A 23,408-nucleotide genomic window follows, 5' to 3' on the forward strand; every position below is an offset into this window, starting at 1 on the left:
AAAGTTGAATTATGAAAATCAATATAAATGATCTTGAAATGCTGCTGAGCGTCGCGGAAGAATTTGCAGGTTATGGCTGTCAGTATGTGGCATTTCCCGCAGATGGGCTTTGCGATGCCGATAATGTAGACTTTTTTCGGAATGCCTGGCACGCTAAAGAACACTGCTTTGTAATGACTACCGATGCAGACTATTTTAAAAGCCTGCTTTTGGAGTCATTGATACACGATATGAAAACGGTTTTGTATAGCGGTATGGATCTTTACAGCAATGAGGCAATGGATCTCACGGCGACTGCCGAGAAGATTAGGATTAAAGAGGAACTATTAGATAATAACTCAAATACTATAATTATGAATCAGAAGAATTTAGATTTTTTAGCAGACCAGATCAAGTATACTGGTTTTGGGGAGGCGCTGCAGCCTATACTGAAAGAGCAGCTGGAGAAGGGAGAAAAGGAATTTATGATTCCGCATGAAGCAAAATTTGAAAACAGTGTTCTGAAGTCTGAGCTCAATTTTAAGAAATCAGACCAGAGCGATATGTATTTTTTCAATTCCTATAAAGCTATGCTTTCGAAGGAAGATGCCGCACACACACTGGAGCAAATTTTCTATATCGGCAAGGAAAACAACTTTACGATGAAGGAAGCTTTCAATCTGCTCGACGGCAGATCGGTAAACAAAGACCTGACCAATAAACAGGGAGAGGTCTATAACGCGTGGACCGCGCTAAATTTCAAGGATGCCGAATCTAACGGAAACTTTAAAATGACCCATTATCATCAGAATTACGGCTATAACCTGGAAGCAGCGCTTGAGAAACATTCCATTAAAGAACTGCAGACTCCCAAGTTTAAGGAAGACCTTATCAGTTCCCTTAAAAAAGGAAATATTCAGTCGGTGACCGCGGTGATAAACGGAGAGGAAAGCAAAAGATTTGTAGAGGCCAATCCGCAGTTCAAAACCGTTAGGATGTACGATTCAAATTTACAGCGCATCAATGACCGTGAAAGCAAAGAGGAGAAAAAAAGCCAGTCGGAATCCAAAAGCGAATCGAAGGACATGAAAAAGGGGCCTGAAAATGATAACGATTCAGAGCAGGACGGAGGAACTAAAAAAAAACAGTCCCGCAGACAGGGCGCATCGCTCTGATGCCAGATAACAATTAAAAAAAACAGATGATGGAACAGTTTTCAAACAGGGTGGAGCACGAGCTGCTTCAATTCAAGTCGCGTGAAGAGAGACTGGGAAAACTGTTCCCATCTGAAAATGTGAAGGACAGTTTCGTGCTGGCGGAGAAGGTTAAATTCTATAGTTATCTTCTTTTAAAGTTCAAAGAAAGCAGAAATCCGGATGAAATTTATCTTTTAAATAAAATTCAAATTCAGAAGCGGCAATCGGAAAAAGAGCTGTATCCGAATAAATTTGTTCAGATGATGCGCAAAGCGTTCATTTTTTTTAGTGCGGAGAAGCGGTATGCCGCAGCATTAAAGAACGATGTTATAATTGGTCATAAAAAATTATTGGATGAAATTTCCAGATTGGGTCTTCAGATTTCCAGCGATAAGATTCTTCCAAATTTGGAATCGGGAAAAGACCGTTTTTCAGTCTCCGTTTCCAACTATGTAAATGAAAAGGAGCGGGTGGAACAGCAGCTGGTATTTCTTAAGGATATTTCGGGAGTTTACAGCTTTGAGGGTTTCAAGGCTGCTTTACATAAGGAAGGCAGTCCTGAAAGCTGCAGGGAGCACTTTTTTAAAAATGAGCAGAGGGCTTTCAGTCCCGAGCAGGCTTTTCATCTCCTGGCTGGACGGGCGCTGGAGAAAGACGGTTCCTGGCTTCAGTTCGACCTCACCGATAAAAATGCAGAGGGCTGCTACCGTATCAAGGAATTTCGTGCGGATTACGGGTTCAATTTAAAAAATGATCTTGAAGCGCTGCCCTTAAAGGATAAAAGCGCTGAGCATATTGATACGCTTTTACAGGCATTAAAAAGAGGAGAAGCCCGAACGGCAGTTTTTGAAGTAAAAGATAAAGTGCACGGTTTTTCAATTCAGGCCAACCCGCAGTTCAAGACTGTGGATATTTACGACGAGCATTTGAAAAAGATCAATCTTTCTGCTCTAAGAGAAAAAAGGGTAGCTAAAACATCACAGAAGATAAATGCTGGAAAAAGTGCAAAACAAAAAAGTAAAAAAGCGGTGCGAATTCAATAAGTGAAAACGACTCATGGAAAACCTAAAACCCTTAACGGACTTTTATTCAGCAATCGAAAAAGATTTTCGAATCAGCAGCACGCATATTGCCATTTATACTGCGCTACTCTGCATTCGGGCTGTTCAGGATTCTAGTAATCCTATCGAGATTTTCAGGGTGGAACTCTCACCTAAAGCGAAAATATCTTCCAAGTATACCTATCATAAGTGTCTGCAGGAACTGCACCAGTACGGTTATCTGCGATATGAACCTTCCTTCAAAAAGACAAGGGGCAGCCGGATTTATTTTTTTGATTTTGAATTGCGTAAATTAATACAGCCTTGAACCTTTCTTCGATAAATTAAAAAGAGCTGCCTAGGGCAGCTCTTTTCTTTCATCGCAATTACAGAGCAGTATACACTCCGAAATTTTGATGAAAATCAAGAAACAATTAAATTAAAAAAAATGATTATTGGCTTAAAATCATGTTCTGTATAGTTCGGCAGTTTTTACAGCTGCAGGGTTTCCAGCAGGTGTGTATTTGTTTTTTTTTGTTTTATGGACGCGTGGGCGGCAGCCAGCCTGGCTATCGGCACCCTGTAGGGAGAACAGCTTACATAGTGTATTCCTGCATGATGGCAGAATTCGACAGATGCGGGTTCGCCGCCGTGCTCACCGCAGATGCCTATTTTAAGATCCTTTCTTGAGGTCAGTCCTTTTTTCACTGCCATAGCGACCAGCTGCCCAACGCCTTCCTGGTCCAGAATCTGGAAGGGGTCGTGCTTCAGTATGCCCTTCTCCAAATAAAGCGGGAGGAATTTTCCTGAATCATCCCGCGAGTATCCGTAAGTCATCTGGGTGAGGTCGTTAGTTCCAAAAGAAAAGAATTCAGCTGATTCGGCAATTTTATCCGCTGTAAGTGCTGCCCTTGGCACTTCGATCATAGTTCCTACCAGATAGTCAATACGGTCTTTGTATACTGCAAAAACGATTTCGGCTGTCGCATCAATGACTTTTTTTTGCAATTCCATTTCTTCTACAGTGCCGGTAAGGGGTACCATAATTTCGGGCCTGCTTATAATGCATTCCTTTTTGAGGTTTAGGGCAGCTTCCAGAATTGCTCTGGTCTGCATTTCGGTAATTTCGGGATAGGTGTTGCCAAGCCTGCAGCCTCTGTGTCCCAGCATGGGGTTAAATTCGTGCAGGCTCTCTATTTTTTCCTTGACCATTTTCTGGGAGATCCGCATCTGTGCTGCAAGTTCTTTCTGGCTCTCCTGCTCGTGCGGAACAAACTCGTGAAGCGGAGGGTCGAGCAGACGGATGGTAACGGGAAGTCCGTTCATGATCCTGAAGATATCCTCGAAATCCCTGCGCTGGATCGGCAGAAGTCTGGCAAGTGCTTTTCGTCTGCCTTCTTCGCTGTCGGAAAGAATCATTTCACGCATAGCGGTAATCTTATCCTCGTCGAAAAACATATGTTCGGTCCTGCAGAGCCCTATGCCTTTTGCGCCGAAACGTATTGCGGTCTTTGCATCCTGCGGCGTGTCGGCATTTGTCCTGACCTGCATGCGGGAATGCTGTTCTGCCAGAAGCATCAGCTGGTCAAAGTCTCCGCTGAGATGCGCTTCGGTCGTTTTAATTTTTCCTTTATAGATCTTTCCAGTGGATCCGTCCAGGGAGATCCACTCTCCTTCCTTCAGCACTTCCATGCCAAATACGGCTGATTTTGACTTGTAGTCAATTTTAATGTTTTCAGCTCCGGCGACGCAGCATTTCCCCATTCCCCTTGCTACTACGGCGGCATGAGAGGTCATGCCTCCTCGTGCAGTCAGAATGCCCTGTGCGGCAACCATTCCTTTTAAATCCTCGGGTGAGGTTTCTATACGAACAAGGATAACCTGCTCTGCATTTTTTGCCCAGTTCTGCGCGTCGGCTGCAGAGAAAACAATTCTCCCGCTGGCGGCCCCGGGAGAAGCTGGAAGTCCCTGAGCAAGTGCACGGGTTTCTAAGAGGGATGTTTTGTCGAAAATAGGGTGAAGCAGCTCGTGCAATCGATTCGGGTCTACACGCAGTAAAGCATCCTGATCGCTTAAGAGGTTTTCAGTGAGCATGTCAACAGCCATTTTTACCATAGCTGCTCCGGTGCGCTTGCCGTTTCGGGTCTGCAGTATCCAGAGCTTTCCCTGCTGAATGGTGAACTCTATATCCTGCATGTCCCTGAAGTGGGATTCCAGAATGTCAGCAGCTTTTGTCAGTTCAATAAATATTTCAGGCATTGTTTCTTCCAGTGAAGCAAAATCTGCAATTCGCCTTTGTTCCGTCACTCCAGATAAATCAGCCCATCTTCTGGATCCCTCAATAGTGATCTGTCTTGGTGTGCGTATTCCTGCCACGACATCTTCTCCCTGGGCGTTGATAAGATATTCTCCGTTAAAGAGTTTTTCTCCGGTGCCGGCATCACGCGTGAAAGCCACGCCCGTCGCTGAACTTTCTCCCATATTACCGAATACCATTGCCTGGACTGTCACCGCAGTACCCCAATGGTGCGGTATATTGTTCAGTTCGCGGTAGTAGACGGCCCTTTCATTCATCCAGCTGTTAAATACCGCAATCACAGCTCCCCCAAGCTGCTCCCAGGGATCCGATGGAAAATCTTTACCGGTTTCTTTTTTAACGGTTTCCTTAAAACGGGCGGTGATTTCTTTGAGGTCTTCAGCTGAAAATTCACTGTCGTGTGTGATGTGTTTTTCTATCTTTACTTTTTTTATGATGAGCTCGAAAGGATCTTCGTCCTGATCCGATGCAGCTTTCAATCCGAGAACTACTCCGGCATACATCTGGATAAACCTTCTATAGGAATCCCATGCGAAACGCGCATTGCCGGTTTTCTTTATGAGCCCCAGAATAGATTTATCATTCAGCCCCAGATTTAAAATTGTGTCCATCATGCCGGGCATGGATGCCCTGGACCCGGATCGTACCGAAACAAGACACGGATTGGAAGAGTCGGCGAATCTTGTTCCTGACTGCTGTTCCACAAACTGCATGGCTTTGAACAGGTCATGTCTGATGAGGTCGAGAACCGAACTTGCGGCACTGCTGTGGTGAAGACGGCAGAGTTCGGTTGTGATGGTGAATCCTGGAGGAACTGCTATGCCTATAAGATTCATTTCGCAAAGATTAGCACCCTTGCCGCCCAGGAGATCATTCATTTCTGCATTTCCTTCTGCCTGCCTGTTGCCGAAAGTAAAAATGGTTTTGGTTAGGTTGGTCATAGTTTTTTCTTTTTTTTTTCTGCTTCAATTAAAATTTAATAATTAACGAAATCGATATAGTAGATTGGGTAAAAAAAATATTGTAATTGAAGAAAAAGAACTGCTGGCAGACAATCCTTTTTCCGTCCCATCATTTAGTAAAAATATTGCCTTCAAATACAAAGGTTTAAAAAGACAAATTGCAGAATAGCCCTAAAACTGCCATTTTGTAAAATTTGGGTGTGGTTAAGCGTACGTGGTTTTTTGTAATAGCTGTAATATTCTTAAACACCAGTCAGTCCCGTATTTAAATAATCATCATTTTTAAAACCATGATATTCAACAGGAAAAACTCTTATTCTGTCAGCGAAATTATGTAATCTAAAATAAGCCGTGTGTGTCTTTTGTCACACTTAAAGATTTATGCACCGAATTATACAATGCGTTTTTAAAAACGCTTTAGCTGTTTTCACAAACGTTTTTTTGCTACCGCCTTTACATTAGCCAGCTGGCCAATTACAGTCAATTTGACTATAATTCATCATATCAAGCTAAAAAATTTTTTTTAAAACAATAAAAAAAATATAAAATATATTACTATTCGCTAAAAAGTTGGCGCGTCAAAAGCAGGATGGATTTTTTCCTTTGCTATGGGTACAAGAAGGTACAATAAAACTTGTACTTGTACTTGTTCAAATATCTTAATTCCTTTGTTCCATAACCTTGTAGTTTAACAAATAGATGCATTCTAAGGTGCTGACTACAGATAAAAAATGTATTATGGAAAAAGCAGTGACAAAGGAAGATTTGAGACAGTTTGGTCTGCTTCTGCTGGATAAAATGGAAAATCTTTTAAAACTATCCACCGATGTAAAAACCAAGGAAAGTAACCCGGGATGGATCAAAACAAAAAGTGTGAGAATACTGCTGGGAATTTCAGCAGGGTCGGTGCAGAATTTAAGGATAGGGGGGAAGGTGAGATTTAAAAAAGTGATGGGATCGTACTATTATAATCGAGAAGATCTTGAAAAACTGTTTGATGATGAAAGATAATCATTTTAGTCATGGAAAGTTAATGGAGTACTTTTCTGTTTATATGAGTGACCGCGACCTGAATGTCTGGCATCTTGCAATCTTAAGTGCTGTTTTAAATTTAGGCTACCTACAGGGGAAGAGTAAACGAATAGTTGTGAGCAGAAGTATTATTATGAACCTTTCCCATGTAAGTACCCTGCCGACATATCATAAATACTTTAAACAGCTGCAGTTGTATGGTTATATCAAGTATAAACCTTCATACCATCCTTTAGTAAAAAGTGAAATTAAATTATATAAAAAGAGGGTATCTTCCTCTGAATAGATAACCTTTGATAAAAAATTAAGTTTTAAAAAATTAGCATGTATTAAAAAATCGCAAGCCTAAGCTTATTTTTTATAATCAACTCATACAGTTTTTCTTCCCAGTGTTGTGCTAAAGAGCCTCCGTAATCATTATCTTCATTGTCTTCAATTATATCATTGATTAAATAATTGGTTGCTGCTATGATTTTTTTTTCTGAAATCGTTGCTGGCAAACCTCCTCTGGAAACATGATGATCAACAGCTGAGAGTTTTGGATAATTTATATGAAACCCTTCGGCCAATATTTTTTCGCCCTTAAAAATAAAGGATTTATCAGACATGGAAAGTACTACCAATAATTGTGGAGAAACCCATGAACCCTTGGAAAGTCTTTCCCATATTAAATCAAATAAATCTCCTCTTCTTGATTCTTTAATTAATAAGAATGAAACAGATGCTACAAGGTGGAACCTCCAGTCTTCCTGGTCTAAAAGTAATTTTATGCCTTGCTTGATTTCTTGTTCCGAATTGGATTGAAGTATAGCTTCTAATTTTGAAATACTTAATTGTAAGTTGAAACTTTGTGTTTCGTCGCCAGGTAATTCTACCAAACTCAAAAAGGGAAGATGGTTTGGATTTCCATCCCAAAAATCCTTGAAAATTCCTAAATCCATTAGTTATAACTTGGCAACTTAAAAAATATTAATCTGACTACCGATGCCTTTTTAGCAGATTAAATTTGAATGTATGTTTTGCTAATGTAGAAAATTTAATCCAATCATTTCGTATCATAATTTTAACCGCCAATATAATTTATCGGCGGTTTTTTATGTCTTGTTTTAGTATAAAAAATCGTTTATAATGAAATGTCATATTTTTTCTTAATGGTTTCAATCTCTTTTTCCAGTCTTTTTAAAACTGAAATATCGGATTCGGACATTTGAGGCTTTTTCTTGTTGAGTTTTTTATTAAGTATTGACATTTCGCGTCCGATAGTTGCCTGCTCTGTAATAGCATATGCTTCGGTCTGCTTGACCGATGAATGTCCAAGAAGTTCCTTTACGACATTAATTGGAACATTGTTATTGAGAGTTACCGTGCTTCCGAAAGTTCGGCGGGCCATATGTGTGTTGAGTGTAAAAGGAAAACCACAAAGGTTTGCAACTTCTTTCAGATACTCGTTCATTTTCTGATTGGAAGAAACAGGCAGTACAGTGCCGCGCTGAACACAGAGCGGGTGGTCTTTATACTTTTCAATTATTTTTAGTGCCTGAGGAAGCAGAGGAACATTAAATGAAGAATTGGTTTTCTGTCTTTCAGCCATTATCCAGAGATTGCCGTCAATGCCTTTCTTAATATCACTTTTCTTTAATTGATAAGCGTCAATGTAGGCGAGTCCTGTGTAACATTGAAATACAAATACATCCCTTACAACATCGAGCCTGTCTGTCGTAAAATAATGTCTTTCCAGTTCATATAGTTCCTGTGTGGTAATAGGTTTCTTTACCAATTTTGTTTTGCGCCCCTTAAAGTTTTTAAATGGGTCTTTATGTATGATTTCCTTATCAATGGCCCGGATAACAATTTTCTTAAAGTTGGCAATGTATTTCAGCGTTGTGTTATTGCTGCATTTCCGGACTGTTCTAAGATAAAATTCAAAATCCTTAACAAACTCCAGATTCAAATCTTCAAATTCATGATCGTCCTTTTTAAATTTAAATTTAATAAAGGATGTAAGGTGGTTTTTCGTAATGGTAAAACGGTCAAGGGTACCTTTTGCATACCCTTTTCCAAGCAGCGCTTCCATCTCATCGTTGTGCTTTTGGAATTCTTCAAGTACTTTCACCTTTGGCGCATTTTTTCCCAGGACCTGATCCATCACTTTTTCGGTTGTGATGGATTTTCGGCTGTACATCATTTCTGTTTTGATTTCATTAATCTTCAAGGTCAATGAATCCAAAAAGAAGTTCAGCGACTTTGCATCTTCCTTGCTGCCGACTGCTCTTTCCATTTTCTGGTCCCACCTAGAAGGATCCCATTTACGCTTGGTAGAAGATTCCTTTGGAATACCGTCTACGGTAATCCTGAAGTAGACTGTTTTAATCTTGTTGTCATTACTGGTGGTTTTCAGGAAGAAAACCAACCCAAAGCTGCTTTCTAACATAATTCAATGTTTTAGGTTAATAAATGTAGAATTATGGCGTGTAAAATACAAGTCGTTAACCTCCTTAACCCCTGTGTTAATAAGGGATCAACCCAAATTCTGTGGCAGTTTGCCCGGCAGACCAAACTGCCACGATTCTGCCACAGAAGTTTTGGGCGCTTTTAAAAAATTTGAAAAATGCCGTAAAAGCAAAAAACCTGCGAATCCATTGGATTTGCAGGTCTTACCACGTTTTTTGCGGGCTTTTGAAAAGATTGAAAAACCTTCGTTTTCGCTTCTTTTACCCTTTTTGTGGGGAGAGCAGGATTCGAACCTGCGAAGTTCACACAGCAGATTTACAGTCTGCCCTCGTTGGCCGCTTGAGTATCTCCCCGATCTCAGCTTTGTTGCGCTTTGTTGTTCTAAGCGGTTGCAAATATAGGAACGTTTTTCATGTTTGCAAACAAAAAATGAACTTAATTTTAAGTTATTTTAAAGTTATTTTTTAATTCATTGGAATTGAATAAAATAAAAAAATCTCCACTAGGGAGATTTTTTTGGTTTATTTTAAAATGTAAGATTATTTTGCAAGAAGTTTCAGGATTTTTGCTTTCAATTCCGGACCTCTTAAGTCCTGAGCTACTACTTTTCCTGATGCATCAAGAATAAAAGTAGCAGGAATCGATTCAACATTGTATTGTTTTGCAATTGGTTCATCCCAAAATTTTAAATTAGAAACCTGTGTCCAGGTTAAACCATCTTTTGCAATCGCTTCTTTCCATTTTGCAGCATCCTTATCCAGAGACACTCCAATGATATTTAAGCCTTTTGAATGTAGTTCTTTGTAAAGTGCTACAACGTTTGGATTTTCTTTTCGGCAAGGTCCACACCATGAAGCCCAGAAATCTACAATTGTAACTTTACCCAGACTTTCTTTTAATGAAACTACTTTTCCTTGCGGATTAGGTGCTGAAAAATCTGCTCTTCATTTACCAGTTCCTACTGCCGGAGCTGCTGAAGCACCAACTGATGGCATTTTTGCCTGACCTAATCTGGTTTTGATTTCTTTACCGGGAGTAGTATTTTTTACAGAGTCATCAAAAGAGTTATAAATAGTTTCCAGCTTCTTCAGATCTGCTTCGGGATCATTCATTAAATTTTGAAGAATAATAGCTGAAATATAAGATTTTGGATGACTTTCTACATAAGTAAAGTATTTAGTTTTACTTTTCTCCTGTACTTCTTTTTGGATCTCCGTGTATTGTTTCATCAAGTTATTGATAACGGCTGTATCCTGAGCTTGTTGAGCCTGTTGCATTTTTTGATTATTGTTTTTCTGAAAATCAATCAGATTTTTTTGAGTTTTAGTAATATCTTCCATGAAAGTTACATACTCATCATTGTTATAAGTTCCGGAAACTTTAGATTTATGAATACTATCTTTGTCAATGGCAACTTTAATTTCACCTGTCTCAAGGATTAACGGGATTGGACCATTAGCACCTTGTAAGATCAATGCGTGAAAAGCCGGTTCTGTTACTTTTCCTTTAATTTCAAATTTTCCGTTTTCAACTTTTACTGTATCAAGAGAAACAGGCATTTTTGTAGCAGGGTCCTGACCTTGTAAGATAATCGTTTTTCCATTTTCAATCCCTGTAGCAGTACCTGTAATTAGGTATTCTCCATCTTTAACTTTACTGCAAGAAATGATAGCTACAGAAGCTGTAAGTACAAAAAGTATTTTTTTCATTATAAAAAATTAATTAGTTAATTGATTGTGCAACAAAAGTATCTAAAAATATAAAACTTACAGAATTTTGTAACCTAAAATTTTGTTATAGTTTTTTTGATGTTAAAACCCCTGTAATCAATGACTTTGGCTGGATAATTTGATTTAAAACTGCTAATTACAAACTTATTTTAGTTCTAATTTTTCAGTTTTGTAAATTTTACACATAAAAAAAGCACTCTGTAATAAGAGTGCTTTTAATAAATATAGTGCTGTAATCTATTCTTGATTTGTTTTCTTTCTCCAGGTAAAAGAGTTTAAGATGTGTCTTTTTGCAAATCTTCCAGGAGAATCTGCATTTACCATTTTCACGTAAGTTGCTTTAGGAACGCTGATATATTCGTAAACACTTCCGTTAGAAAAATCAATAATTAAACGGCCTTCAACAAACTTATAATCTGTAATCGTACAAGTAGAAATTGTTTCTGTGTACTCAGGTAAGTTAAGTTTAATCGTATCAGGGTGAATACTTACTAAGAAATGGTAAGCCTCGATAATGGTTTTACTTTTTTCTTCTGCTTCTTTTAAACCAGCGTCATCTCCCACAAATTTATCAGGATGAGATTCTTTCATCGCATTGCGATAAATTGTCTTTAAATCTTTTAGCTCTACAGTTTTCTCTACGTTTAGTAACTTGCGGTATTCAACTATTTTTTTCATAAATAAAAGGTAACTACTTGTCTATTAGTTTGAAATCGATATTAATTAGTTCAAATCGACAAATTTTTTGCAAAGGTACACTTTTTTTTAACTTTTCAGTTTTGACAAGAAAAAATATTTGAAGTAAAAGTTTCAGTTTAAGGTCCCGAAAAACCTGAAACATTATCCCAGCCTTCGGTAGAAACAAAAAGAATCTATTGTTCGGGCTTATGATTTGCCTTATCAAAATTCTTAGATTTCTTTGGATATTTTTTATAGCTGATGTCGCTTGGGTTTTCAATTATAGACTTAATAGTAATCCAGTCTCCTTCTTTAAAGTTGGACTGAACCATTTTATAATCCAAAAGATATTCGCCACAGAAATAATTATTGTTTTCGTCTTTTTCTATAATACCGGTAAAAACTCCTTTTTGCGGCATTTTTTGTTCCATATCTTTAGACATGATTTGCTGATTTAAAATTACAAGGCAAAGATAAGCATTTAATGTTTGTTTTAGGGAGTTCAACACAATCTGAGTATATTTGCACATGCAAAAAAACTTTAAGCCACATCCTAATTCTTTTAAGAACACATTTTGTATATTTAAGGAAGTGCCGGCAAATAAAATTGAAGGATTAAAGAAACAATTTGAAAGCAAGGCAGGAAGTTCTTACTATTATACAGAAGAAGGAATGTACCGTGTCTCAAATCACTGGGGGAGACTTGCCAACAGCAAATGGCGACTTATAGCACCAGAGCGCGATTCTGAAGCTTCGGGAGAATCAAAAACTAAAATCGGATTTGCAAAGTGGGATGAATTTTATCCCGATAACGCCGAGGAAAAACTGTACTATATTGAAGCAGACTATCAAAATAATCTGGCCAATTATCAGCATAAGCGAAATCCGGAATATGATGGGAAAGCGGTTTTAAGAACGAGTTTTGAAACGACGAAAAGACTGAAACAGATTCGGAATATGCAACAGCTAACTTCATGGGCAAAACATTTCGATTTTGATGATATTAATGATTTACGAAAACAAATCATTGACCAATTAATTTTTACAGAAAAAACATTAGAACAAATTAAAAGAGACATATAATGGGACGCAATAACGAACGAAATATCAAAAAGCACAATGATAAATTGCATAAAGCCCAGGCAAAAGTTAAGCAAGCCGAAATAGCACGCAAAGAAAAATTAAAAGAAATTATAAAGGAGTTTAACGAGAGTAAGAACGAAGACTAATTAGTTTCAAGTGTAAGGTTTAACGTTTAAGTTAATGTACGTTACCTGAAATCTGATCCCAAAGCTTCGGGAGAAACAAAACAAAAAAACAATGAATACAAAATTTGAAACTTTAAAAGCTAGCGTACAGGAAATCATCGATTTAATTGCTGCCGAAAACCAAAGAGAAGCCAATAATAAATTATTGGAAGTAAGCGAAACACTGGACGAAATGCTGGACTTCGCCGAAGAAGATGAAGAACTGAGAGAAATAAGCCGTTATCAGGTTTTATTAAATCAGCTTCATGTAAAGATTAATGGAGAAGAAGGAGTTGATGGAAAGTAAAAAATGCTTTTGCGATACCGGATTGTTATTTGAAAACTGCTGTAAATTATATTTAAGCAGTCAACAAAAAGCACCTTCTGCATTAGCGCTAATGCGTTCCCGATATTCTGCTTACGCCACTCACAATGCTGACTATTTGTTGGAAACGACTTATAGATCGGAAAGAAAATATTATTCGAAAGCTGAAATTTTAAAATGGGCTGTTTCTAACAAATGGCAAAAGCTCGAAATACTGAGTTCTGCAGAAAATACGGTTGAATTTAGAGCGCATTTTTTAGATTACAACAACCAACCCCAAATCCACTATGAGTTTTCAACTTTTAAATTTGAAAATGGTGCGTGGTTTTATCTTGACGGAAAGTTTGAATAATTGTGAGATTTAACACTGTTAGTGTCTTATTTTATTTAAATATTTTAACTAAAAATTAATAAACGATTCTTTTTTCATAATTCTAAAAAGATGTAATTTTAGAATTATGAAAAATGAATTTAAAAAAGGCTTTTATTTTAAGACTTACGAAGCTCCTTTTCAGTCTCCGTTCGACAAACTTTTTACGATTTTTAAAGAGTTAATCACCCATACTTCAGGTGATTTTGATGAAGCAATCAGCTGGCTTCGGGAACTGGATATCGAATATAAACTTACCGACGAGAACTATACGATCGACGATTTTATTGAAGACCTTAAGAAGAAAGGGTATATTAAAGATGAAGTGAAAGGCGATGGAAGTTCAGGTTTAGGAATTACAGCCAAAACAGAACGTGCAATAAGACAACAGGCTTTAGACCAGATTTTCGGGAATTTAAAACGTTCCGGAAGCGGAAATCATAAAACAAAGCACGCCGGAAATGGTGATGAACATACCGGAGAATTCCGCGAATTTACTTTTGGAGATGGTTTAGAAAGGATTTCCTTGACAGAAAGTCTTCGAAACGCGCAAATAAACAACGGAGTGGAAAGTTTTATGCTCACCGAAAACGATTTGGTTGTAGAAGAAACGCAGTACAAAGCACAAATGAGTACGGTTTTGATGATTGACATCAGCCATAGTATGATTTTGTACGGCGAAGACCGAATTACACCAGCAAAAAAAGTGGCAATGGCGTTGGCCGAATTAATTACAACGCGTTATCCAAAAGATACTTTGGATATTTTAGTTTTCGGGAACGATGCCTGGACAATTCCAATTAAAGATCTGCCTTATTTACAAGTTGGTCCGTATCACACTAATACGGTAGCTGGTTTGCAATTGGCGATGGATATTTTGCGAAGAAAACGAAATACCAACAAACAAATCTTTATGATTACCGACGGAAAACCAAGCTGTGTTCGTGAACGCGATGGTTCGTACTATATGAACAGCAACGGCCTGGATGAATATATCGTCGACAAATGTTATACACAGGCACAACAGGCCAGAAAACTACATATTCCGATTACTACTTTTATGATTGCTCAGGATCCTTATTTACAGCGATTTGTCAATCAGTTTACAGAAGCCAATCAGGGAAAAGCATTTTACACCGGACTCAAAGGTTTGGGCGAAATGATTTTTGAAGACTATGAAACGAATCGAAAAAAGAGAATTAAATAAGGCAGTAAGGTTCTGAGGAACAAAGGCACAAAGTTTTTCTCCGTGCTTTCCACAGTTTCGCTTAGCGCAATCCAGGAAAATCTTTGTCGCTTTGCAACTCTGAACCTTATTACCTTAAAAAAAATATATAAACCGATATCAGAATATACAAATGAACATACTTGACATAAAAACATTAGGCGAATTACAAGATGCCGGATACAAAACCAAATCTATCAAAGACGAATTAAGAGAAAACCTGCGCGAAAAAATCAGATCGGGGAAACCTGTTTTTGAAGGTGTTCACGGTTTTGAAAATACCGTAATTCCGGAACTGGAACGTGCGATTCTTTCTCGTCATAATATTAATTTACTCGGACTTCGCGGACAGGCAAAAACACGTTTGGCGCGTAAAATGATAGAATTATTAGACGAATACATTCCGTACATAGAAGGCTCAGAAATTAATGACGATCCTTTTAATCCGATTTCTCGTTATGCGAAAGATTTGATTGCAGAACTAGGTTATCAAACACCCATTTCATGGTTGCACAGAAGCGAGCGTTTCTTTGAAAAACTTGCCACGCCAGATGTAACGGTTGCCGATTTAATTGGAGACGTCGATCCTATTAAAGCAGCAAATTTAAAATTATCGTATGCTGATGATCGCGTCATTCATTTCGGAATGATTCCAAGGGCCAATCGCTGTATTTTCGTTATCAACGAATTACCCGATTTACAGGCAAGAATTCAGGTAGCATTATTTAATATCCTTCAGGAAGGCGATATCCAGATTCGTGGGTTCAAATTAAGAATGCCTTTGGATATGCAGTTTGTATTTACAGCCAATCCGGAAGATTATACCAATCGCGGAAGCATTGTAACGCCTTTAAAAGACAGAATTGGTTCTCAGATTTTAACACATTATCCGGAAAATATTCAAATTGCAAGAACTATTACAGAACAGGAATCTAAGTTAGACCAAAATCAGACCGATTTGGTTTATGTGCCAGGTTTGGCGAGAGATATTTTAGAGCAAATTAGTTTTGAAGCTCGTGAAAGCGAATATATCGATAATAAAAGTGGTGTAAGTGCCAGAATGAGTATTACCGCTTTCGAAAACTTAATTAGTACAGCCGAGCGTCGTGCTTTACTTTCCGGAGTAGAGAAAACTACTTTGCGTTTATCTGATTTTGTTGGAATCATTCCTGCTATTACAGGAAAAGTAGAGTTGGTTTACGAAGGAGAGCAGGAGGGAGCAGACGTTGTTGCGGAAAGTTTAATTGGATCTGCCATCAGGACTTTATTTCCGGAATATTTTCCTAAAATCGAAAAATTAGAAAAGCCGGACGAGAAAACACCATATTCTGATATTGTAGAATGGTTTTTCGCGGAAAGCGGTTTCGAATTGTTAGATGATGCCTCAGATGCGGATTACAAAAGCATTTTGGATGAAGTGGCGCCTTTGGATGTTTTACTGAAAAAATATCAGCCCCAACTAGCGCCGGAAGATGAATATTTCGTGAAAGAGTTTGTGCTTTGGGGATTAGTAGAATATAAAAAACTTAGCAAAGACAGATTCGCAAAAGGAAATCAGTTTAGGGATATTTACGGAAGTTATATCAGTAAGTTTTAAACTTAATAATTATAAATTATTAAACCCGACAGGTTTTTAAACTTGTCGGGTTTATTTTTTTATACACATAGAGACATCATATTTTTTGATTTTCAGAAAGCTAATTGAAAGAACTAGTTTCTCAAACAAAGACAAACATAAGAGAAATTGCCAATCGCTATGTTTATTTAAGCAAGTGAAAGCCTTTTGATACACAAAGAAAAACTATGATACTATGTGTTGAAAAATACTTAGTCATTAAAAATAATCTGGTCTATCTTCTTTTTTAAAACCGGCTGAATCATTTTCTCTTCGAATACTTTACTTTTACAATCCAAAAGTCAATTTATGTTATTTCTTCTTTTAAGTATTCTATGCAGTGTAATTGTCGGCGTAATTTTCAAAATTGCCCGAAAGTACAATAGCAATCCGTCACAGATTATTTCCTTTAATTATGTTGTAGCAATTGCACTTTGTTATTTCACGTTTAGTCCAGAACTTCAGGAATTGGATCATCATGCGCCCTGGAATATCTATACTGCGGTCGGAATTCTGCTTCCGGTTGTTTTCCTTTTTCTGGCTTTTTCTATAAAATATATGGGAATCGCCAAAACAGACGCCGCGCAAAGGCTTTCCCTTTTTATTCCGATTTTAGCTGCCTGGTTATTGTTTGGCGAAGAATTTAATACCTATAAAACAATTGGAATTATAATTGGTTTTACAGCACTTTTGTTCATACTTAGAAAACAAACCGATAATAACGAGAACAAATGGATTTATCCGGCAGCGGTTTTATCTGGTTTCGGAATCATTGATATACTTTTCAAAAAAATCGCTTTATATACCGTTGTTCCTTATACAACTTCCTTGTTTTTTGTCTTTATAATTTCGTTTGCGGTTTCTGTATTTATTGTTTTGTATAAATTATTGGTAGAAAAAGAAAAACTGGCAGTTCAAAATCTTCTGTTTGGAGCTTTGGTCGGAATCTTTAATTTCAGTAATATTTTATTTTATTTAAAAGCACACAAAGCATTCGCAGACAATCCGTCAACTGTTTTTGCGGGAATGAATATGGGAGTTATAATTCTTGGAACTTTAGTTGGTGCTTATTTCTTCAAAGAAAAACTTTCTAAAATCAATATTTTAGGTCTGTTTTTAGCTTTAACAGCGATTATTTTTATTGTTTTTTCACAATTATCTTAATTTTTTATCTTGTAATATGTTGTTTTTTAATCATTTATGTGCTTTTGTTTAATTCTTTGAAATAAACTCTACTAATTCTATAGAATTTATGAATATAATTTTGTAGATTTGCTTCAACAATGAAAAACTATAGTCAAAATATAATAATGTCTTTCTCATACAGCTTTGCGATGTGCTGTATGATGAATCACGTTATGAAACGGCGTTAATAGAGAAAGTACTTGTTAGTTATTTTTTTTTAGCCTTTCATTGCACCATGAAAGGCTTTTTTTTGAATTATTAAAAATGAAAATATGAGAACCAATAGAAATACAAATAGTAGAATGCATTGCTGTTTCAGAAAGATTCCGTGTTGCATGTGGTGGTCACATACAAGTTTAAAGTAATGCTAAAAATCTATTAAATAACCCAAATCCAAAAACTATATATTATGAGTTCAGAAATTATAAAACAGAATCCTTTTCAATCGATGATTGATCGTTTCAATATTGCTGCTGATATTTTAAATTTAGATGAGTCAATAAGACAAAAACTACAGCGTCCCGAAAAACAAATCACAGTTAATTTTTCTGTTGTTCTGGATAACGGAAATGTTCAGAATTTTGAAGGTTATCGCGTTATTCACAACACCGCATTAGGACCTTCGAAGGGCGGAATACGATATGATAATGCGGTTAATCTGGACGAAGTAAAAGCACTTGCCGCCTGGATGACCTGGAAATCTGCTGTAACCGGAATTCCGTTTGGTGGAGCAAAAGGCGGCATAATTTGTGATCCCAAAAAACATTCTAAAACAGAATTAGAAAAAATTACAAGAGCCTATACAAAAACCTTATCGGATATTTTTGGCCCGGAAAAAGATGTTCCAGCGCCTGACATGGGAACTGGGCCGGACGAAATGGGCTGGTTAATGGATGAATTTTCGCTTTTGCACGGAAAACCGATTCATGCCGTAGTTACAGGAAAACATCTGCATTCCGGCGGATCTTTAGGTAGAGTAGAAGCAACAGGAAGAGGAGTAAGTATTATCAGTTTATTAGCACTTCAAAAACTAAAAATCAGACCTGCGAGAGCTACTGCGGCAATTCAGGGATTTGGAAATGTTGGTTTGCATTCTGCGTTGTTTCTGTATGAAAAAGGAGTTAAAATTGTGGCGGTCAGTGATGTTTCAGAAGCTTTTTACAATCCAAATGGTATCAATATTCCAGAACTGATTTTATATTATAACCTGAATAATAAAGCCATAAAAGGATATCCGAATTCTGTGGCAATCAAACATGAAGATTTATTGCTTTTGGATGTAGATGTGTTGATTCCCGCTGCAAAAGAAGATGTTATTACACAAAAAAATGCTGCCGATATTCAGGCAAAAATTATCATCGAAGCGGCAAATGGTCCTGTTTCTTCAGATGCAGATCAGATTTTACACGATAAAAATATATTAGTTGTGCCCGATATTTTAGCAAATGCCGGCGGTGTTACTGTTTCTTATTTCGAGTGGCTTCAGAATTCGCTTTTGGAGTCGTGGAGGATCCATCAAATTAATACACGTTTGGAGGATATTCTGGAAAAAGGTTTTGATACTGTATTTAGAGTTGCAGTAAAATATAACGTAACGCCTCGTATTGCTGCTTATATTATTGCTTTGAAAAAAGTAGCCGAGACGCAGTCTGTAAAAGAGTTTGCGGTCGAAACTCCTCAATATAAGCAAAATTAAAAATCAGGTTTTTAATAGAAGATCATTTTCATTGAGACGCTTTTTACTCTTAAAAAAAACGTACTCAGTGAAGATGTCTTTTTTATTACCTGCATATAAATTTTAGATTGTAAAATGTTGAAAATATGAAAAATATAAATTTCCTGGCATTTGCTATGCCGGCCTTTTTTCTTTTTTTATTTTTAGAATATAAGCTTGCCCAACGAAGAAAAAAGCCTGAAATATTTAATTATGAAAGTTCGGTTTCGAATATCTCAATCGGAATTGCAGAGCGTCTGATCAATTTGTTTATTGCAGCCAGCTTTTATCAACTGTATTATTTTATTTATGATACTTACAGGATATTCGAAATTCCTGTAAATCCTCTGATCTGGTTTTTACTCCTTCTGGCCACAGATTTTGTCTGGTATTGGTATCACAGACTCGGCCACGAAGTTAATTTTTTCTGGGCAGCACATATTGTACATCATCACAGCGAAGAATTCAATTTTACGGTAGCGGCTAGAATTACTACTTTTCAGGCTGTAATAAGAACGGGATTCTGGTGCATTTTGCCATTTATTGGATTTCATCCGTCAATGGTAATTACGATGCTTATTGTACACGGCGCTTATTCATTTTTTACTCATACACAATTAATTGGAAAGATAAAATGGCTTGAATATGTTTTGGTAACGCCATCAGTACACGGCGTTCATCACGCTTCCGACAAAAAATATCTGGACAAAAATTATGGCGATATGTTTACATTTTGGGATCGTCTATTCGGCACTTTTCAAACAGAAGAAGAAAAACCAAAATACGGATTAACACATCCGCTGAAAAGCTATAGTTTTTTGTGGCAGCATTTTCATTATTATTTCGAAATTTACGAATTAATGAAACGTTCCAAAGGATTTAAGGCCAAATGTAAAGCTGTTTTTGGAAGTCCGGCCGATATGGATCAGGATATTCGCCCGATTCTAGAAAAGCGTTTTCTTCAGGATAAAGCGTGTCCGAATCAAAGACTTCGTTTTAAAAACTACTTATATATTCAATTGGGGATTTCTACATTGCTTTTAACGGCTTTTACGTATTATTTTGGTTTTTTAGAAGTGTACGATAAAGTGTTTGTTCTTTCTTTAATTATAATAACATTAATCAATTGCGGCGCTTTATTAGAACAGCGAAAATGGATTTACTATTTAGAATATACCCGCATTTTTATGATTACAACGTACTTTTTGTATGAAGAAGATTTGATGATATTTTTCTTTGTCCCGCTTGTCGTGATGATTTTTGCGGAGCAATTGTTTTCGTTGAGTAAACGTTATCAAAATGTTGTTTTGCAAGTGGAGACTTCTGAATAATTTTTTCCGCCACGAATGATAATTACACGAATTTTATATAAATATAAATTCGTGAATTCGTGGCTAATCATAATATTTTTTTCCGCCACGAATTCACGAATTATATTAAAATCTATGCAGATAAGAATAGTTTAAATTGTCAATTCGAGGCTGATAATTACACGAATTTTAGGTTAAATATAAATTCGTGAATTCGTGGCTAATCATAATAATTTTTTCCGCCACGAATTCACGAATTATTTTAAAATCTATGTAGATAGAATTGGTTTAATTTGTCAATTTGAGGCTGATAATTACACTAATTTTATGCAACATACTTCGTGAAATATGCACTGATAATGACACGGATGGATAGAAAAAATAATTCGTGAATTCGTGGCGAAAAAACTCAGAATCTTAGCATCTCAGCATCTTAGCATCTTAGATAGTCTTAATAGCCATAATTTTTTCTTCGAAAGTATCTTTAAAATCAGATTTACTTTTAATTCTGGTTTTATACGTATAAATGGTAGCTACAGAAAGTTCCAGAAATTCTGCCATTTGACTGCTGTCCTGAATTCCTAATCTATATAAGGCGAAAATGCGCAGTTCGGTATTCAGAAGTTCCCCTTTTTTCACAATACATTTGTGATCGTTGGGAAATAATTTATTAAACTCCGTCACAAAAGTGGGGAAAAGTCTCAGGAAAATTTCATCAAACTGATGGAATAAGTTTTCACGTTCTTCCTTGACATTGTAACGTTTTAAACTCGCGATTACTTCGTCGGTTTTTTTGGTTATAATTTTATGGAGCGTACTTTTTTGGATATGATCTATTTTATTGATGAAAGCAGAAGTTGCTTTAATAAAATAAGTAATATACTCCTCTTTGATGGCATTGGCTTCGCTCAGACTCACATTCATTTCCTGCAATTGCAAATAGGAAGAAGCCATAATCTTTCGAGCCTTATTTTTCTCTTTTAACTGTTTAAAAATAATACCAAGAAATACAAAAATAATAACCGTAAGAATAGTCAGAAGAATGATAATCTTTTCCAGTTTGTCATTTTTGTCTTTTACATTATTCAATTGCGCTTTCTCTATAATGGGAAGAATTGAAGAAATCTCAATCTTACGATGTCTCGCGTTATAAAACGTTGCATCGTCCATTGCAATATTGATGTATTCATTGGCCTTATCCAAATAGCCCATTTTGAAAAGTTCATTAGCCAGATTGCGTAGAGCAACTGTTTCTTTTGTGGCATTTTTGACATCGGCAATGGCAGCGAGAGCGAGGTACTGAATCGCTTTTTTGGTATAGCCCCGCTCCGAATAAATATAACCAAGACTGGAAGTTGCAATACCATAGTAATCCGGTGGTAAATTGTAATTATTGATCCAGTAACTAAACGCAAATTCTGCACCCCGCCAGTCCTGCTGTTTCAGACGTTTTAAACTTTCTGCCGCCCAATATTCGTTTGTGTTTGTGCCAATTAATTCTAAAGCCTTTTTTAGAAAATGGTTTCCCTGTTGTACATAATGAATGTTAAAGCGCTGGTCACGATTATAATCGGCTAAATCATAATAGGCTCGTGCTTTAATGTTGTAGTATTCAAATTTATTTTTTATGTCAAGTTTAGAATCATCAATAACATTCAAAGTATCAATTGCTTCTTTGAAAAGTCCGGAAGACAATAAAACAAAACCTTCCTTAATTCGGCTTTTAGATAAAAATTTAGGATCTTTTAAAACCTTGGCTTTGATTTTTGCTTCTTCCAAATAATAGTATGCCGAGTCATATTTAAAAGATTTATACTCTTCAAATAAAGACATATAACAATTGTATAAATCTTCATTATTCTGACTAAGGGTAAATTTGGATACATTTTTCTTTAAGGCTGCAATCTTTCTATATTTCTGTTTCAGGTAAATATCTTTTTTTAACAGTACCTGATCTAATTCTTCTAAATAAGGATTTGTCTCTTTCGCAGTAAGAGAAAAAATTCCGAGGAAGAAAAGCAGCATGAATATTCTTCGCATGACTTGGTTTGGTTTGTGGTTGTTGTATAGTTAGTTAATTCGTTTTAAAATTAAAATAAGTTGCAGATTGATGCAATCAAAAAATTAAGAAGTTATAAAAATTGTTTCATAACAGTAGAGATGCTTTTGAAGGGAAATGTAATAACAGATGTTAAAAGAGGGTAATTTATTTGCAATTATACAATAAAAAGATAGTATACCTGTACATAGTGAAAAAAATATACCAAATATTTTCCATATTGTCATTTTAACCATTAATAATTCCACGTTTTTGATCTAAACAGTATCTTGATTTTTTACAGTATACAATAATTGTATAATGTTGAATTACAGTTTTTTATGTTTTTAAACAGGTAAATTAAATCTTGATTTTTACAGGATATTTTTTTTAGGATTTATTTAACTTATAGCTTCGCTCTGTCCTTTTGAAGGGAATAACAAACTAACGAAAACCAAAATTTATGAAATGTAAAAGTCTTTACTGGCTAGCTTTTATGATGTGTTTTTTTGCCATTAGCTGCGATAACACAGAAGACGGAAGCTACGTAGCACCCATTACCCTTTATGAAAAAGTAAATGGAAATTGGGGATTAACCAATCTCAAAATGGTAGATGAAGTTGCGAAAGCAAATAAGATCGAACCAAATGAAGAAAACCTCAGTACTTATTTTAACTACGAAGATTTTAAGATCAAATTTAATGTAGACGAAAAAAACAGTCCGACAAGTTATGAAGTAACGGGGGATGTACCGCCTTTATTTGCTCCTAAAGGATTTTGGGTGCTTAGTTCCGAATTTCAACAAGCCGGTTCTGGTGGTGCAACAAGAATCTATTTGTATAGCGATGCACAAAAAACTCAAAAAACAGATGAACTCCGACTGATTTCGGTTCCGGGAAAAAATGAGGAAATGCAGATTCAACTGGTGCGTTCTTCCGGCGGAGTTGATTTTGTTTCTTATGTGTTCAAATTAAATGCTATTAATTAAAAGTAA

20 protein-coding genes, 1 tRNA gene and 1 pseudogene are annotated in these 23,408 nt (G+C 36.4%); 13 read left to right on the plus strand and 9 right to left on the minus strand.

The genetic code is table 11. From position 1 onward, the window contains the following. Positions 1 to 11: 11 nt before the first annotated feature. Both ABEB31_RS14140 and ABEB31_RS14145 read left to right on the plus strand, forming a co-directional pair. Positions 12 to 1,154 (plus strand): hypothetical protein, encoded by a 1,143-nt coding sequence (locus ABEB31_RS14140; protein ID WP_347052282.1) that lies wholly within the window; start codon positions 12 to 14, stop codon positions 1,152 to 1,154. Between the two features lie 26 nt (positions 1,155 to 1,180). Further along, complete coding sequence (locus tag ABEB31_RS14145; RefSeq protein ID WP_347052283.1) at positions 1,181 to 2,218, plus strand: hypothetical protein; 1,038 nt, start codon at positions 1,181 to 1,183, stop codon at positions 2,216 to 2,218. A gap of 489 nt (positions 2,219 to 2,707) precedes the next feature. On the opposite strand, the gene ppdK is transcribed toward ABEB31_RS14145, so the two are convergent. After that, positions 2,708 to 5,473 (minus strand): pyruvate, phosphate dikinase, encoded by a 2,766-nt coding sequence (ppdK, locus tag ABEB31_RS14150; protein WP_347052284.1) that lies wholly within the window; start codon positions 5,471 to 5,473, stop codon positions 2,708 to 2,710. A 759-nt stretch (positions 5,474 to 6,232) separates the two neighbouring features. Here ppdK and ABEB31_RS14155 point away from each other — a divergent pair. After that, positions 6,233 to 6,505, plus strand: coding sequence for a DNA-binding protein (locus ABEB31_RS14155; protein WP_347052285.1), 273 nt, complete (start codon positions 6,233 to 6,235; stop codon positions 6,503 to 6,505). Between the two features lie 350 nt (positions 6,506 to 6,855). On the opposite strand, the gene ABEB31_RS14160 is transcribed toward ABEB31_RS14155, so the two are convergent. The 7 genes and pseudogenes from ABEB31_RS14160 to ABEB31_RS14190 form a co-directional block, all read right to left on the minus strand. Continuing rightward, entirely contained in the window at positions 6,856 to 7,467 is a 612-nt protein-coding gene (locus ABEB31_RS14160) for a hypothetical protein (RefSeq protein WP_347052286.1), read from the minus strand. 182 nt (positions 7,468 to 7,649) lie between these two features. Beyond that, positions 7,650 to 8,957 (minus strand): site-specific integrase, encoded by a 1,308-nt coding sequence (locus tag ABEB31_RS14165; protein ID WP_347052287.1) that lies wholly within the window; start codon positions 8,955 to 8,957, stop codon positions 7,650 to 7,652. A gap of 292 nt (positions 8,958 to 9,249) precedes the next feature. Next, positions 9,250 to 9,330 (minus strand) — tRNA-Tyr (locus ABEB31_RS14170). Between the two features lie 186 nt (positions 9,331 to 9,516). Continuing rightward, positions 9,517 to 9,903: pseudogene (locus ABEB31_RS14175) on the minus strand (TlpA family protein disulfide reductase); the annotation flags it as partial. Between the two features lie 18 nt (positions 9,904 to 9,921). Continuing rightward, complete coding sequence (locus tag ABEB31_RS14180; RefSeq protein WP_347052288.1) at positions 9,922 to 10,686, minus strand: DUF4369 domain-containing protein; 765 nt, start codon at positions 10,684 to 10,686, stop codon at positions 9,922 to 9,924. A 258-nt stretch (positions 10,687 to 10,944) separates the two neighbouring features. After that, entirely contained in the window at positions 10,945 to 11,385 is a 441-nt protein-coding gene (locus ABEB31_RS14185; RefSeq protein ID WP_347052289.1) for a KTSC domain-containing protein, read from the minus strand. A 194-nt stretch (positions 11,386 to 11,579) separates the two neighbouring features. Beyond that, positions 11,580 to 11,828, minus strand: coding sequence for a hypothetical protein (locus ABEB31_RS14190; protein WP_347052290.1), 249 nt, complete (start codon positions 11,826 to 11,828; stop codon positions 11,580 to 11,582). A gap of 85 nt (positions 11,829 to 11,913) precedes the next feature. On the opposite strand from ABEB31_RS14190, the gene ABEB31_RS14195 reads away from it, so the two are divergent. From ABEB31_RS14195 to ABEB31_RS14235, 9 genes are all read left to right on the plus strand, one after another. Further along, positions 11,914 to 12,468 (plus strand): hypothetical protein, encoded by a 555-nt coding sequence (locus tag ABEB31_RS14195; protein WP_347052291.1) that lies wholly within the window; start codon positions 11,914 to 11,916, stop codon positions 12,466 to 12,468. Then, the gene (locus ABEB31_RS14200; RefSeq protein WP_347052292.1) at positions 12,468 to 12,614 is read left to right on the plus strand and encodes a hypothetical protein; all 147 of its coding nucleotides are present in this window, start codon (positions 12,468 to 12,470) and stop codon (positions 12,612 to 12,614) included. The genes ABEB31_RS14195 and ABEB31_RS14200 overlap by 1 nt, the downstream gene beginning before the upstream one ends. Positions 12,615 to 12,705: 91 nt before the next feature. Then, a complete protein-coding gene (locus ABEB31_RS14205) occupies positions 12,706 to 12,939 on the plus strand; it encodes a hypothetical protein (protein ID WP_347052293.1) in 234 nt (77 codons plus the stop codon). Next, entirely contained in the window at positions 12,929 to 13,309 is a 381-nt protein-coding gene (locus tag ABEB31_RS14210; protein ID WP_347052294.1) for a YchJ family protein, read from the plus strand. The genes ABEB31_RS14205 and ABEB31_RS14210 overlap by 11 nt, the downstream gene beginning before the upstream one ends. A 106-nt stretch (positions 13,310 to 13,415) precedes the next feature. Then, entirely contained in the window at positions 13,416 to 14,534 is a 1,119-nt protein-coding gene (locus tag ABEB31_RS14215; protein WP_347052295.1) for a vWA domain-containing protein, read from the plus strand. 151 nt (positions 14,535 to 14,685) lie between these two features. Beyond that, positions 14,686 to 16,149, plus strand: a complete 1,464-nt coding sequence (locus tag ABEB31_RS14220) for a magnesium chelatase (protein ID WP_347052296.1) — start codon at positions 14,686 to 14,688, stop codon at positions 16,147 to 16,149. A 327-nt stretch (positions 16,150 to 16,476) separates the two neighbouring features. Further along, positions 16,477 to 17,331 (plus strand): EamA family transporter, encoded by an 855-nt coding sequence (locus tag ABEB31_RS14225; RefSeq protein WP_347052297.1) that lies wholly within the window; start codon positions 16,477 to 16,479, stop codon positions 17,329 to 17,331. A 430-nt stretch (positions 17,332 to 17,761) separates the two neighbouring features. Continuing rightward, positions 17,762 to 19,048, plus strand: coding sequence for a Glu/Leu/Phe/Val family dehydrogenase (locus tag ABEB31_RS14230; protein ID WP_347052298.1), 1,287 nt, complete (start codon positions 17,762 to 17,764; stop codon positions 19,046 to 19,048). A gap of 125 nt (positions 19,049 to 19,173) precedes the next feature. After that, on the plus strand, positions 19,174 to 20,397 hold the full coding sequence (locus ABEB31_RS14235) for a sterol desaturase family protein (protein WP_347052299.1): 1,224 nt from the start codon (positions 19,174 to 19,176) through the stop codon (positions 20,395 to 20,397). Between the two features lie 420 nt (positions 20,398 to 20,817). Here ABEB31_RS14235 and susR read toward each other — a convergent pair whose 3' ends face one another. Next, positions 20,818 to 22,416: a SusR family glycan utilization regulator gene (gene susR, locus ABEB31_RS14240; protein ID WP_347052300.1), complete on the minus strand. Its 1,599-nt coding sequence runs from the start codon at positions 22,414 to 22,416 to the stop codon at positions 20,818 to 20,820. Between the two features lie 461 nt (positions 22,417 to 22,877). On the opposite strand from susR, the gene ABEB31_RS14245 reads away from it, so the two are divergent. Beyond that, complete coding sequence (locus ABEB31_RS14245) at positions 22,878 to 23,402, plus strand: DUF5004 domain-containing protein (protein ID WP_347052301.1); 525 nt, start codon at positions 22,878 to 22,880, stop codon at positions 23,400 to 23,402. Positions 23,403 to 23,408: the final 6 nt, after the last annotated feature.

Source organism: Flavobacterium olei (genome assembly GCF_039749035.1).
GTDB lineage: Bacteria > Bacteroidota > Bacteroidia > Flavobacteriales > Flavobacteriaceae > Flavobacterium > Flavobacterium olei.

Bases quoted from the DNA above. Each gene is read 5' to 3' on its own strand.
- ABEB31_RS14140 (WP_347052282.1), top strand. From the start codon at position 12: ATGAAAATCAATATAAATGATCTTGAAATGCTGCTGAGCGTCGCGGAA.
- ABEB31_RS14145 (WP_347052283.1), top strand. From the start codon at position 1,181: ATGATGGAACAGTTTTCAAACAGGGTGGAGCACGAGCTGCTTCAATTC.
- ppdK (WP_347052284.1), bottom strand. From the start codon at position 5,473: ATGACCAACCTAACCAAAACCATTTTTACTTTCGGCAACAGGCAGGCA.
- ABEB31_RS14155 (WP_347052285.1), top strand. From the start codon at position 6,233: ATGGAAAAAGCAGTGACAAAGGAAGATTTGAGACAGTTTGGTCTGCTT.
- ABEB31_RS14160 (WP_347052286.1), bottom strand. From the start codon at position 7,467: ATGGATTTAGGAATTTTCAAGGATTTTTGGGATGGAAATCCAAACCAT.
- ABEB31_RS14165 (WP_347052287.1), bottom strand. From the start codon at position 8,957: ATGTTAGAAAGCAGCTTTGGGTTGGTTTTCTTCCTGAAAACCACCAGT.
- ABEB31_RS14180 (WP_347052288.1), bottom strand. From the start codon at position 10,686: ATGAAAAAAATACTTTTTGTACTTACAGCTTCTGTAGCTATCATTTCT.
- ABEB31_RS14185 (WP_347052289.1), bottom strand. From the start codon at position 11,385: ATGAAAAAAATAGTTGAATACCGCAAGTTACTAAACGTAGAGAAAACT.
- ABEB31_RS14190 (WP_347052290.1), bottom strand. From the start codon at position 11,828: ATGTCTAAAGATATGGAACAAAAAATGCCGCAAAAAGGAGTTTTTACC.
- ABEB31_RS14195 (WP_347052291.1), top strand. From the start codon at position 11,914: ATGCAAAAAAACTTTAAGCCACATCCTAATTCTTTTAAGAACACATTT.
- ABEB31_RS14200 (WP_347052292.1), top strand. From the start codon at position 12,468: ATGGGACGCAATAACGAACGAAATATCAAAAAGCACAATGATAAATTG.
- ABEB31_RS14205 (WP_347052293.1), top strand. From the start codon at position 12,706: ATGAATACAAAATTTGAAACTTTAAAAGCTAGCGTACAGGAAATCATC.
- ABEB31_RS14210 (WP_347052294.1), top strand. From the start codon at position 12,929: ATGGAAAGTAAAAAATGCTTTTGCGATACCGGATTGTTATTTGAAAAC.
- ABEB31_RS14215 (WP_347052295.1), top strand. From the start codon at position 13,416: ATGAAAAATGAATTTAAAAAAGGCTTTTATTTTAAGACTTACGAAGCT.
- ABEB31_RS14220 (WP_347052296.1), top strand. From the start codon at position 14,686: ATGAACATACTTGACATAAAAACATTAGGCGAATTACAAGATGCCGGA.
- ABEB31_RS14225 (WP_347052297.1), top strand. From the start codon at position 16,477: ATGTTATTTCTTCTTTTAAGTATTCTATGCAGTGTAATTGTCGGCGTA.
- ABEB31_RS14230 (WP_347052298.1), top strand. From the start codon at position 17,762: ATGAGTTCAGAAATTATAAAACAGAATCCTTTTCAATCGATGATTGAT.
- ABEB31_RS14235 (WP_347052299.1), top strand. From the start codon at position 19,174: ATGAAAAATATAAATTTCCTGGCATTTGCTATGCCGGCCTTTTTTCTT.
- susR (WP_347052300.1), bottom strand. From the start codon at position 22,416: ATGCGAAGAATATTCATGCTGCTTTTCTTCCTCGGAATTTTTTCTCTT.
- ABEB31_RS14245 (WP_347052301.1), top strand. From the start codon at position 22,878: ATGAAATGTAAAAGTCTTTACTGGCTAGCTTTTATGATGTGTTTTTTT.